The sequence below is a fragment of the Italian clover phyllody phytoplasma str. MA1 genome (assembly GCF_000300695.1).
In the GTDB taxonomy this organism is placed as follows: domain Bacteria; phylum Bacillota_I; class Bacilli_A; order Acholeplasmatales; family Acholeplasmataceae; genus Phytoplasma.
In genome coordinates this window covers 1-12,309 of sequence record NZ_AKIM01000010.1, presented here as the reverse complement: position 1 = coordinate 12,309, position 12,309 = coordinate 1, and the positions used below count along the sequence as shown (strand labels likewise).

Annotated in this window: 9 protein-coding genes, 3 tRNA genes and 3 rRNA genes; all 15 read right to left on the bottom strand. The window is 33.3% G+C overall.

The window, feature by feature from the left end:
- Positions 1-70: 70 nt before the first annotated feature.
- The 15 genes from RI01_RS00485 to RI01_RS00415 all read right to left on the bottom strand — a co-directional run bounded on the left by RI01_RS00485 (position 71) and on the right by RI01_RS00415 (position 12,274).
- A tRNA-Val gene (locus RI01_RS00485) sits at positions 71-146 on the bottom strand.
- A gap of 25 nt (positions 147-171) precedes the next feature.
- Positions 172-285 (bottom strand): 5S ribosomal RNA (gene rrf, locus RI01_RS00480).
- A 37-nt stretch (positions 286-322) separates the two neighbouring features.
- Positions 323-3,188 (bottom strand): 23S ribosomal RNA (locus RI01_RS00475).
- Positions 3,189-3,264: 76 nt separating this feature from the next.
- Positions 3,265-3,341: transfer RNA gene (locus RI01_RS00470), tRNA-Ile, on the bottom strand.
- Positions 3,342-3,420: 79 nt separating this feature from the next.
- Positions 3,421-4,948: ribosomal RNA gene (locus RI01_RS00465) — 16S ribosomal RNA — on the bottom strand.
- Together the 16S, 23S and 5S rRNA genes with 3 tRNA genes alongside form the textbook arrangement of a ribosomal RNA operon.
- Positions 4,949-5,182: 234 nt before the next feature.
- Positions 5,183-5,266: transfer RNA gene (locus RI01_RS00460), tRNA-Tyr, on the bottom strand.
- Positions 5,267-5,685: 419 nt separating this feature from the next.
- Positions 5,686-7,308, bottom strand: coding sequence for a YidC/Oxa1 family membrane protein insertase (locus tag RI01_RS00455; RefSeq protein WP_017192705.1), 1,623 nt, complete (start codon positions 7,306-7,308; stop codon positions 5,686-5,688).
- Positions 7,309-7,337: 29 nt separating this feature from the next.
- Positions 7,338-7,673, bottom strand: coding sequence for a ribonuclease P protein component (gene rnpA, locus RI01_RS00450; RefSeq protein WP_017192704.1), 336 nt, complete (start codon positions 7,671-7,673; stop codon positions 7,338-7,340).
- Between the two features lie 76 nt (positions 7,674-7,749).
- A complete protein-coding gene (rpmH, locus tag RI01_RS00445; protein ID WP_017191894.1) occupies positions 7,750-7,896 on the bottom strand; it encodes a 50S ribosomal protein L34 in 147 nt (48 codons plus the stop codon).
- Positions 7,897-8,001: 105 nt separating this feature from the next.
- Entirely contained in the window at positions 8,002-9,063 is a 1,062-nt protein-coding gene (locus tag RI01_RS00440) for a M42 family metallopeptidase (protein WP_017192703.1), read from the bottom strand.
- Between the two features lie 54 nt (positions 9,064-9,117).
- The gene (locus tag RI01_RS00435; RefSeq protein WP_017192702.1) at positions 9,118-9,732 is read right to left on the bottom strand and encodes a hypothetical protein; all 615 of its coding nucleotides are present in this window, start codon (positions 9,730-9,732) and stop codon (positions 9,118-9,120) included.
- Between the two features lie 34 nt (positions 9,733-9,766).
- Complete coding sequence (gene rplT / locus RI01_RS00430; protein WP_017192701.1) at positions 9,767-10,456, bottom strand: 50S ribosomal protein L20; 690 nt, start codon at positions 10,454-10,456, stop codon at positions 9,767-9,769.
- A gap of 38 nt (positions 10,457-10,494) precedes the next feature.
- Complete coding sequence (gene rpmI / locus RI01_RS00425) at positions 10,495-10,683, bottom strand: 50S ribosomal protein L35 (protein ID WP_017192425.1); 189 nt, start codon at positions 10,681-10,683, stop codon at positions 10,495-10,497.
- A gap of 36 nt (positions 10,684-10,719) precedes the next feature.
- Positions 10,720-11,268 (bottom strand): translation initiation factor IF-3, encoded by a 549-nt coding sequence (gene infC / locus RI01_RS03340; protein WP_026052426.1) that lies wholly within the window; start codon positions 11,266-11,268, stop codon positions 10,720-10,722.
- Positions 11,269-11,671: 403 nt separating this feature from the next.
- Complete coding sequence (locus tag RI01_RS00415; protein ID WP_268869304.1) at positions 11,672-12,274, bottom strand: ATP-binding cassette domain-containing protein; 603 nt, start codon at positions 12,272-12,274, stop codon at positions 11,672-11,674.
- Positions 12,275-12,309 lie beyond the last annotated feature (35 nt).

Genomic DNA, 12,309 nt, shown 5'->3' with positions numbered 1-12,309 from the left:
ACCTACTGATTACAAGTCAGTTGCTCTACCTATTGAGCTATTTTGGCTTTAAAATTGTGATTGTAAAAATTGGTAGAGGATGAGGGACTTGAACCCCCGACATTCTGCTTGTAAGGCAGACGCTCTCCCAACTGAGCTAATCCTCTTTTTAAAAGTAATTTTTCAAGTAATCCTTGGCAAAAACCTATCTTCACTTTCCATACGAAAAACTATTGTCGGGGTTTAAGGGCTTAACTGCTGTGTTCGGAATGGGAACAGGTGTTTCCCCTTGACTAAATCACCAAGGATCTTTCAAAACTAGATAACCATAGTTATTTCAAAAAAATCAAAGTCAATGGATCTATTAGTACTAGTCAGCTGAAAATATCACTACTCTTACACCTCTAGCCTATCAACCTGGTAGTCTTCCAGGAATCTCATAGGGAAATCTCATCTTAAGGGAGGCTTCACACTTAGATGCTTTCAGTGTTTATCCTTTCTATACATAGCTACTCAGCTGTGGCTCTGGCGAACCAACTGAAACACCAGCGGTATATCCATCCCGGTCTTCTCATACTAGGGACAGCTCCTTGCAAATTTCCAACGCCCACGACGGATAGAGACCGAACTGTCTCACGACGTTCTGAACCCAGCTCGCGTTCCGCTTTAATGGGCGAACAGCCCAACCCTTGGAACCTTCTCCAGCTCCAGGATGCGATGAGCCGACATCGAGGTGCCAAACCGCTTCGTCGCTGTGAACGCTCGGAAGCGATAAGCCTGTTATCCCCAGGGTAGCTTTTATCCGTTGAGTCACGGCCCTTCCATACGGTACCGTAAGATCACTAAGTCCAACTTTCGTTTCTGCTCGACTTGTAGGTCTCGCAGTTAAGCACCCTTTTACCTTTACGCTCTTAAAATGATTTCCGACCATTTTGAGGGTACCTTTGAACGCCTCCGTTACTCTTTAGGAGGCGACCGCCCCAGTCAAACTGCCCACCAAACACTGTCCCTCATAATACACTTATGCAGGTTAGAAGCTAAAAATAACAAGGGTGGTATTCCAAGGATGACTCCATTAGAACTAGCGTCCTAATTTCACAGTCTCCCACCTATCCTCTACATGCAATTTTCAATTTCAATATTAAGCTACAGTAAAGCTCCATGGGGTCTTTTCGTCCTGTCGCGGGTAACCGGCATTTTCACCGGTAATTTGATTTCACCGAGACTCTTGTTGAGACAGCGCCCAAATCGTTATGCCTTTCGTGCGGGTCGGAACTTACCCGACAAGGAATTTCGCTACCTTAGGACCGTTATAGTTACGGCCGCCGTTCACTGGGACTTCAATTCAATGCTTCAAGTTACCTTTGACATCTCCTCTTAATCTTCCAGCACCGGGCAGGCATCAGCCCCTATACATCACCTCACGGTTTAGCAGGGACCTATGTTTTTGATAAACAGTCGCTTGGGCCTATTCTCTGCGGCTTTTACTTTTTATCATAAAAGCTCTCCTTATCCCGAAGTTACGGAGTCATTTTGCCGAGTTCCTTAACAAGAGTTTTCTCGCGCGTCTTAGTATACTCTACCTTCCCACCTGTGTCGGTTTACGGTACAGGTAAAAAAACAATTAGCCCTAGAAGTTTTTCTTGAAAATATGACTTCAGTCACGTTACCTTCAAACCTTATTTTTTGGAATAAGAAGACGGATTTGCCTATCTTCTCAAACTCGGTTCTTCTACCCTAATCCAATAAAGGGTGTGCTTAGCCTGTTTTGTAGCTCCATCAGTTGTTTTCTTAGTGCAGGAATTTTAGCCTGCTTGCCATCGACTACGCATTTCTGCCTCGCCTTAGGACCTGACTAACCCAGGGCGGACGAACCTGCCCCTGGAAACCTTGGGTTTTTGACGGATAGGATTCTCACCTATCTTTTCGTTACTTACACCGGCATTCTCACTTCTGACCTCTCCACCACTGCTTCCGCTATGGCTTCATAGATGTCAGAACGCTTCCCCTACCATATTAAAAATAATAAATTATTTTTATATCCGTAGCTTCGGTATAATGTTTTAGCCCCGTTAAATTTTCGGTGCAGAGTCATTAGATTAGTGAGCTATTACGCACTCTTTAAAAGATGGCTGCTTCTAAGCCAACTTCCTAATTGTTTAAACGTCTCTACTTCCTTTTCCACTTAACATTAATTTAGGGACCTTAGCTGACGGTCTGGGCTCTTTCCCTTTTGACCATGGACCTTATCACCCACAGTCTGACTGCTAATTGTTTTTAATGACATTCGGAGTTTAATTGATATCGGTACCCCGAGGTGGAGCCCTCAATCATTTAGTGCTCTACCTTCATTAAAATTTCTTAATTAACGCTAGCCCTAAAGCTATTTCGGGGAGAACCAGCTATCTCTGAGTTCGATTGGAATTTCACCTCTAGCCACAAATCATCCAAACACTTTTCAACGTGTCCTGGTTCGGTCCTCCATTTGGTTGTCTCCAAAATTCAACCTGTTCATGGCTAGCTCACTTCAGTTTCGGGTCTATGACATAAAACTAAACGCCCTATTAAGACTCGCTTTCGCTACGGCTTCGTTCCTTCAAACTTAACCTTGCTATATATCATAACTCGCCGGTTCATTCTGCAAAAGGCAAGCTATCACTCATTAACGAGCTCTAACTAATTGTAAGCACATAGTTTCAGGATCTATTTCACTCCCCTTCCGGGGTTCTTTTCACCTTTCCCTCACGGTACTAGTTCACTATCGGTCACCAAGTAGTATTTAGCCTTAGGAGATGGTCCTCCCTATGTTCCAACAAGATTTCTCGTGTCTCGCCGTACTTTTCGATACCCTAGATTTTAACTTACCCTTACAGGACTATCACCTTCTTTGGTGTTTTTTCCCAAAAACTTCAAGTTGGTTAAAATTTTGTAACTAGTGGCGGTATCAGGCTCCTCCGGATTCGCTCGTCACTACTACCAGAATCGTTATTACTTTCTTTTCCTGCAGTTACTTAGATATTTCAGTTCACTGCGTATCCCTTTTTGATTCGAAAATCAAAAAACTATATTGTTATTATAGTAGGTTTCCCCATTCGGAAATCCACGGATCTTCATTTATTTACAACTCCCCGTGGCGTATCGCCGTTAATTGCGTCCTTCATCGGCTCTTGGTGCCAAGGCATCCACTATGCGCTCTTAATTCCTTCAATTTTTTTGATTTTACTATGTTTATCTACTTTTCAAAGAACTTTTTTTAAGACAACGCTTATAACTTTTAAAATAAACTGGTGGGCCTAAATGGACTTGAACCACCGACCTCACGCTTATCAGGCGTGTGCTCTAACCAGCTGAGCTATAGGCCCTTAATGCCTTAAAAAAGAAAAACTTATTAATTTTCTAAGTCTTTCAAAACTGAAGATGATAATTTTATTGTTTCCTTAGAAAGGAGGTGATCCATCCCCACCTTCCGGTAGGGATACCTTGTTACGACTTAACCCCAATTATCGACCCTACCTTAGACGGATCCTTCTTCTTACGAAGTTAGGCGACCGCTTTGGGGTATTGCCAACTTTCGTGGTTTGACGGGCGGTGTGTACAAACCCCGAGAACGTATTCACCGCGACATGCTGATTCGCGATTACTAGCGATTCCAACTTCATGAAGTCGAGTTGCAGACTTCAATCCGAACTGAGATTGATTTTGTGAGATTGGCTAAGAACTCGCGTTTCAGCTACTCTTTGTATCAACCATTGTATCACGTTTGTAGCCCAGATCATAAGGGGCATGATGATTTGACGTAATCCCCACCTTCCTCCAATTTTTCATTGGCAGTCTCGTTAAAGTCCCCATCATTACATGCTGGCAATTAACGACAAGGGTTGCGCTCGTTTTAGGACTTAACCTAACATCTCACGACACGAGCTGACGACAACCATGCACCACCTGTTTTCCTGATAACCTCCATTATATTTCTATAACTTCGCAAGAAAATGTCAAGACCTGGTAAGGTTTTTCGTGTATCTTCGAATTAAACAACATGATCCACCGCTTGTGCGGAGTCCCGTCAATTCCTTTAAGTTTCATACTTGCGTACGTACTACTCAGGCGGAGTACTTAATGTGTTAACTTCAGTACCGGTTTTACCCGACACTTAGTACTCATCGTTTACGGCGTGGACTACCAGGGTATCTAATCCTGTTTGCTCCCCACGCTTTCGTGCCTCAGCGTCAGTAAAGACCCAGCAAGCCGCCTACGCCTCTGGTGTTCCTCCATATATTTACGCATTTTACCGCTACACATGGAATTCCGCTTGCCTCTATCTCACTCTAGTAAAACAGTTTCTATAGCACAACAGCGTTAAGCACTGAAATTAAACTATAGACTTATTAAACCGCCTACGCACCCTTTACGCCCAATAATTCCGGATAACGCTCGCCCCTTATGTATTACCGCGGCTGCTGGCACATAATTAGCCGGGGCTTATTCATTAAGTACCGTCAAGGGAGTTTTTCCACTCTTTTTTCTTCCTTAATAAAAGAACTTTACATACCGAGGTACTTCATCGTTCACGCGGCGTTGCTCGGTCAGAGTTTCCTCCATTGCCGAAAATTCCCTACTGCTGCCTCCCGTAGGAGTTTGGGCCGTGTCTCAGTCCCAATGTGGCTGTTCAACCTCTCAGTCCAGCTACACATCATAGTCTTGGTAGGCCTTTACCCTGCCAACTAACTAATGTGTCGCAAGCCCCTCCTTAAGCATACCTCCAAAGAAGGTCTTTTAAAAAAGTAAAGATGCCTTTACTTTTCCTATCCAGTCTTAGCAACTGTTTCCAATTGTTATCCTCGTCTTAAGGGCAGGTTGCTTACGTGTTACTCACCCGTTCGCCACTAAAACCCGAAGGTTTCCGTTCGACTTGCATGTATTAGGCACGCCGCCAGCGTTCATCCTGAGCCAGGATCAAACTCTTCGTTTTGTTTTGATTTTATTTTTTAATGAATTAATTAAAAAAGAAAATTTAATGATTTAAATATTTAAAAAATTATAATAAAATATCATCTTCAGTTTTCAAAGAATTAAAAAATTATTTTTATTTATTAATGAATGCGATTAAAAAAAAATAAATTCACAAAACTAACAAATTAATTATAACATGTAAAATCAATTATTTCAATCTTTTTTTTACATTTTATTTCAAAAAATTTAATAATGGTGAAGGGGGATGGATTCGAACCAACGTACCTCACGGAACAGTTTTACAGACTGCTGCGTTTAACCACTTCGCTACCCCTCCAAAGAAAAGTTTCTTTTGAAAATTTCAAAATGCATCAAATAAAAATTTATTTGAAAAACTTACTATTTGATTTTAACATATTAAATAAAAAAAATTACATATTTTTTATAAAAAATATGTAATTTTTATAGATGACAAAATAACTTTGGTTGTCATTTTTTCAAGATAAAAATTACCTATTATAGGAGTTTTTCTTTTCAAAAAAACTCTTTAAAACATATTTTTTTTCTAAAGTAATACTTTTTGGCCAACTTTATTTAGAAAAAGTCTTTTTTTTATCGAAAAAAGACTATCAATTGAAGCGATTTATTTAATGGTCGTTTAATGATCGCTTATCTAAATTTCCTATGAAGAAATGTAATTACCAACGTCTGCCAAAACCAAAATAAAAAAATGCAAAAAAAGAAAATAAAAATATTTTATAATCCTTGTTTTTTTAATAAAATATATTTATTTTCCATTAATTTATAATTAATAATTGTTTGAACTATAGTGAATAAATTCCCTACAACCCAATATAAAGACAAAGTTACATCTTTGAAGGAAGTAAAAGTCATTAATCCAATCATCATATAACTGAAAACCTTCATACTTTTTTCTTGAGCTTTTTTTTGTGTTTGTTGTTCTAAAGTTAAAATTTTAGTATTTTGTTTTAAATAAGATGGTTTTTTTAAACTTAATTTGTTTAAGAAAAACATACTTATGCCCACGAAAAGAGATAAAACTAATTTAACAATAAGATTAGTTTCTACAGAATTTAAATTAATAAAACCTAAAAAGGGTTTTTCAGTGCGAGGAGTGAATATTCCGCCATAAACACGGAAACGATTTAAAGATCTTAACATAGCGATAAAAATAGGCATTTGTAAAAAAGTTATAAAGATACTGAAAATATTAAAATTGTATTTTTTATATACTTTCAGTATTTCCATTTGCATTTGCTGCATAGATGCTTTGTCTTTTCTTGAAACGTATTTAGCTCTGATTTTATCTATTTCTGGTTGAGCTAAACTCATATTCAAAGAAAAGGAACTAGTTTTAGTATAGATCGGCCACGATAAAGTTCTGATCAAAATAGTAGTTAAAATGATGCCTAACCCTAAATTGCCGAAAAAAATACCATCTTCTTTGCTGGCAAAGATATTGGAGAAGAAGTCTAAAGAAGAACCGATTAAAATGATTAACACGTTCCAAATATAACCCCACCCTAAAATGCCAGTCCATCTTAATTTAGAAGGCCATTGAATAGGAAAGTCGCCAGAATCGTCTACAAATAATTTTAAGTTTAAATCTGTTTGTTTTTCGTCTTCTTTTAAAACAAAAATATTAAAGTCGTCATTGTCATCTTTTTTCTCTCTGATTTTTTTGTTATAATCATCAACACGAATTGTTTCTTTCTTATCTTTATCTTCAAAAATTTTAAAATTTTTAACAATTACGGATTTATCAGAATCTATCTTATAAACAAGCAATTTTTGTTTGTTAACCTTGTCATAATGTTTTTGGCCTAAAGCGTAATCAAAATTAGTCCCTCTTTTGATAGTGAAAAATTGTTTAACAACGTTTGCTGGAGGATTTTTTTTCTCATCAAGTTCTTTTCCATCAAAAGAGAAAAAATAATCTGTTTTATTTAATATAGCATTTATTTTGTCTTTTAATATTGTTTTAATAAAAGCGTCTATCATGTTTTTACTATTTTCATTTGTTTCAGAAGGGCGAAAATCCTCTTTATTCCATTGTCTAACAACGATATTTTTATTCTTTTGAATGCCAATTTGAAAAATATTGACATATTTTGAATAATCGTCAAAATTAAATGTTCCAGAATCTTTTAATTTTTCCTTCATGTCTTTCAATTTTGCCTTTTTATCTTCATCGGTTACACCATAATTAAAAACAATTTTGATGTCAGCGTCTTTTAACTCTTCTATGTTTTTCTTAGAAGGAAAAACCCATTTGAAAAAAATAAATAATAAAATAGTTATCGAAAGAAAGGTTAAAAATTTTTGTATTTGTTTAAAAAGTAATTTTTTTTTACTCATATTATTAAAATATCCTTATTTAGAAACAATTAAGAAATTTTTTTAATTAAAATTAAGAAATATTTAGATAATCCGACAAAATCAAGTTCTTTCGCTTTTGGTTTGATAACAAGAACGAAAGACGTATGAGGATTGATCATATTCATATTTTGATAAATAATCATTCTTAAACGTCTTTTAATTAAATTTCTTTCGTGCGATTTGCCGTATTTTTTACTAATACTTAAAGCAAATTTAAAATGTTTAAAATGATTATTTTTAGCATAATATAACGTAAAAAAACCATTTCTGATATTTTTATTTTTATTAAGTTTAAAAATCAAATCGATTTCACTAGTTTTTCTTAAAATAAATTTTCTTTTCATGATAAAAATTTATATTATCCTTTTTTATCTTAAATTTATTTTAAAAAATAAAATAATAAATTTATCTAAATTATTGTTAATTAACCGATGAAACAGTTAATTTTGCACGTCCTTTTCTTCTTCTCGCAGATAAAACACGACGACCGCCAACAGTGGCAATTCTTGCTCTAAATCCATGCGTTCTTCTTCTTTTAATTTTACTTGGTTGATATGTTCTTTTCATAAAAATTCCAAACCTTCTTTATTTTTTTGTTAGTCATTGTTGAAAAAAATATTAAAAATTTAAGATCACTTCCGTTAATAGCGACTTTTAAATGGTAAAATTTTATCAATTGAATAAAATATCTTCTACTTTTTTATCATCTAATTTTTGCACCAATAAAACTAAAAGTTTGATTGTGTTTTCGATGTCTTCTTTGTGGATGATAGAAGCGTGAGAATGAATATATCTAGTCGGAATAGAAATGACTACAGATGCTGCGCCTTCATTTTGTGTATGCATAGAAGCGGCGTCAGTTGTTCCTCCGGATGGAAGCGGTTCTTGAAAAGGTATCTTATTTTCTTGAGCTATTTCCATAATATAATCTCTTAGCCCTTTATGAGCGATCAAACCTTGATCGAAAAAAGATAATTGAGGACCTTGTCCTAAAACTTTTTTAGAAACATTTTTATCGCCCGGAACATCGTCTGACACCCCTACATCAACAGCTATAGCTATTTGGGGTTTAACTTTATTAGTGCTAGTTTTTGCACCTCTTAAACCAACTTCTTCTTGTACTGTAAAAGCGCCAACACATTGGTTAGGATTGTTTTTTAAAGTTTTTAACACTTCCATCACCACTAAAGCGCCGGCACGATTATCAATTGCTTTCGCTAATAAAAAGTTAGAATTACCTAAAGTTCTAAATTCTGTGTAAGGAGTAACCATATCCCCTACTCTTACACCTAATTCTTCAACTTCTTCTTTATTTTGCACACCTAAATCTAAGAATAAACTGCTCATTTCGGGTGTTTTGTATCTTTCTGACAGAACCAAAGAATGAGGAGGTTTAGCACCTGTAACGGCGAATAAAACACCTTTTTTAGTATTTATTTGCCATGTTTGGGCTAACATTACTTTAGAAACCCAACCACCGATAGTTTGAAATTTAACAAAACCTTCTTTAGTGATTTCGCTAACCATCAAACCAACTTCATCAACATGTCCAGCAAGAACTATTTTAGGGCCTTTATCGCCTTTATAAGCTAATAAACTGCCTAAATTATCGTATTCAATTTTATCAACTTGACCTTCTACATTATTTTTAATGTATTGGTTAACTGCTTTTTCTTGACCAGAAATACCATTCAACATGGTTAAATCTTTCATTTTTTGTAATAAATCAGACACGACAAATCTCCTTTAGTTTATTGATTGTAAGTTTATTCATTAGACGGTTTTACATTAGGTTGTGAATCGTTTTTCGCTTGTTCTTTTTTTCAATTTTTTTTCTTTAATAACTTTATAAGTATCTTTAACAAACAAGAATAGGTAAACGAAAAATATAATTGCTAATGCAACTGATAAAGATTTTAAAATAGTATTTTGCAAGTCAAATTTTGCTCCTAATAAATAAGAACTTAACCCGAAAAGCATCAAATAAGAAAAAAAGGCAAAATTAGATTTTTTTTGTTCTTCTTTAGTATAATACACATAAATTTGAATTAAAAAATGAACTATAAAGATATAAACGATGATATTAGTCAATTCAAACATCTTAGCTAAATATTCATTATTAATTAAAGGTTTTACAGATAAGCCAACAGAAATCAAACTTAAAACTGCACTTTCTATAAAAAATAAAAACTTGATAAAGCCTTTATTTTTTTTTAAATTAGCGAAAGCAAAAAAATAAGCAAACAAAATAATAGAAATAGCTAATAAAATATTGCTCAATTGCCACCCTTGGTATTCAATTTTGGTAGGGTTCCATAAAGAATAAGCAGCAACAAAAGAAAAAATTGCTTTTAATAAATTCAAAACGATTTTGCGTTTAGGACTTGTTTTTTTCATTTCCATATATTATAAAACACCTTTCTTATGTGTTATAAATTTAATTTTTCTTAATAACTTTTTCAAGAGATTTAATCAAATCTGCTTTTTTCATTTTATAAGCGTCGTCTATATTATATGTTTTAGCTAATTTTTTTAAATCTGTTACAAGCATTTTGTTTAAGTCTAATTCTTCATTTTTTTCAACTTCTGATTCTTCTTGTGCAACTTTAACTTCTTTTGGCGCTTCTTCAGTCGATTCAACAATTGATTTAACTGGCTGATTTTCTTCTAATTGAACTTTTACTTCTTTTTTTGTTGTGTTTTCTGATGTATTTTTTTCCTCTTGTTTTGGAGTTTTATTAGCTTTTTGTTGCGCTAAAATAAATTCTTTTTTTGCTAAATGTTCTTTAGCTAATTCAACATAACTAGCAAACATATCGGGTTCTTGGTAAGCCATATCAGCTAATATTTTACGATTAACTTCTACTTGGGCTAATAAAAGACCATGAATAAATCGTGAATAACTAATATTGTTGTTAACACAACCAGCATTAATTCTAGTAATCCATAATTTTCTAAAATTACGTTTTTTCTGTCTTCTATCTCTGTAAGTGTACTGAAGCGAGCGCATCACTTGTTCGTTAGCTGTTTTATAAAGAGTGCTTTTGGAACCGAAATAACCCTTCGCTAATTTTAATACTTTTTTACGACGTTTATGTCTTGCGTTAACAAAATTTATTTTAACCATCTTTTTTCCTTCTTTCTTAATTAAATGTTGAGATTATCTTAAATAAGATGTTTAATTCTTTTTACATCAGAAGGATCAACTTGTACGACTCCTCTTAATTGTCTATTTTGTTTAGTTGTTTTAGAACCTGCTAAATGATTTTTATAAGCATGTCCTCTTAAAAATTTGCCTGTACCTGTGATTTTAATGCGCTTTTTCAAACCTTTATGAGTTTTTTTCTTTATCATAATTACCTTCTTATATTAATTAAAATTTTAGTTATTTTATTTTTTAGAAATTAAGGGAACTAAAAGAGCCGACATTTGACGACCTTCTAATTTCGGAAATAAATCAATTTTAGATACATCTTTTAAATCAGATATAATTTGTTGAAAAAATTTTTTACCTAATTCTGAGTGAACTATCATTCTTCCAGGGAAAAACATAGTTATTTTAACTTTGTCGCCTTTAACTAAAAAATCACGAACTTTTTTAACTTTGTATTCTAGATCATTAGCTTGAATATTAGGACTAATACGCAGTTTTTTCAAAACCGTTATATTTTGTTTTTTTTGAATTTTCTTTAATTTTTTTTGTTGATCATAATAAAATTGAGAATAATCCATCAAACGGACAACTTTAGGATTTGAATTACCATTAATTAAGACAACATCTATATCTTTAGAATCAGCTAAATCAAGTATTTTGGATTTTTCAAAAACGCCTATTTTATCGCCTTTTTCATCAATAACTAAATATTCTCCGTAAGGTATATTTTCATTGAATAAAACATCAACTTTTAAATTATCTTTTTTATTTTTCTTGTATTTAATATCGAATAAACTCCTTTTTTAGAAATAATATTTTTTTCAAAATATTTCATTTTATAAAAAAACTAAATTAAAACAAAAAAGTACTTATTATAAAGTACTCTCCGGATAAAACCATAATAAAAATAAATTTTATTTAGCTGTTACAAAAGACAACTATTATTTAAATTTATTGTGCTTTTCGCCTCAAAATTATCATAATTTTTCAGGCAGAGGAGAGAATCTCTTCATTTTCACATTTTTTATTTCATTTTTTTAATACAAATTAATTATACAATAAAAATGCCTTTTATCAACGATAAAATATTGGCTTTACATCTTTGAACCGAAAAAAATTTCAATATCTTCTTAATGTCGTAAGAATAAAACAAAAAAATAAAACTAAATTGTTGAAAAAAATTTAGTTTTATTTTTGATATTTGTGTGGATCAGGTTCATAGATAGCATCAATTAATTTTTTCGTATAAGGATGTTCAGGATTTGAAAACAATAAATCGCTAGTTTTTTCTTCTACTATTTTACCTTTATAAATCGCTATAATACGGTCGCAAAAATATTTAACAATCGATAAATCATGAGAAATAAACAGCATAGTTAAAGATAATTTTTGATTCAATTCTTTCAATAAATTAATAATTTGCGCTTGAATAGAAACATCTAAAGCAGAAACAGGTTCATCGGCAACAATTAATTTAGGTTCTACTATTAAAGATCTAGCAATAGCGATACGTTGTTGCTGTCCGCCTGAAAATTGATGAGGAAAACGATATAAATAGCTTTCGTTTAAACCCACTAAAGCGATCATTTTCTTAATTTTTTCATCAATAATTTGCTTATCTTTGATTTTTTGCGCATAAAGGCCTTCAGTCAAAATTTCTTTTATTAACATTCTCGGATTCAAGGCAGCTGCGGGATTTTGAAAAACCATTTGTATTTCGCTTAAAAGTGGTGAGGTGTTCCAAAACTTTAGACACTTTTTGCTTTTTAAAAATTCTTTAAGACTAACTATTAAGTTAGTCTTTTTTTCTTTTCAAAGACTAAAAA

Excerpts from the sequence above, each read along its gene's own strand:
- RI01_RS00455 (WP_017192705.1), bottom strand. The coding sequence starts at position 7,308 with ATGAGTAAAAAAAAATTACTTTTTAAACAAATACAAAAATTTTTAACC.
- rnpA (WP_017192704.1), bottom strand. The coding sequence starts at position 7,673 with ATGAAAAGAAAATTTATTTTAAGAAAAACTAGTGAAATCGATTTGATT.
- rpmH (WP_017191894.1), bottom strand. The coding sequence starts at position 7,896 with ATGAAAAGAACATATCAACCAAGTAAAATTAAAAGAAGAAGAACGCAT.
- RI01_RS00435 (WP_017192702.1), bottom strand. The coding sequence starts at position 9,732 with ATGGAAATGAAAAAAACAAGTCCTAAACGCAAAATCGTTTTGAATTTA.
- rplT (WP_017192701.1), bottom strand. The coding sequence starts at position 10,456 with ATGGTTAAAATAAATTTTGTTAACGCAAGACATAAACGTCGTAAAAAA.
- rpmI (WP_017192425.1), bottom strand. The coding sequence starts at position 10,683 with ATGATAAAGAAAAAAACTCATAAAGGTTTGAAAAAGCGCATTAAAATC.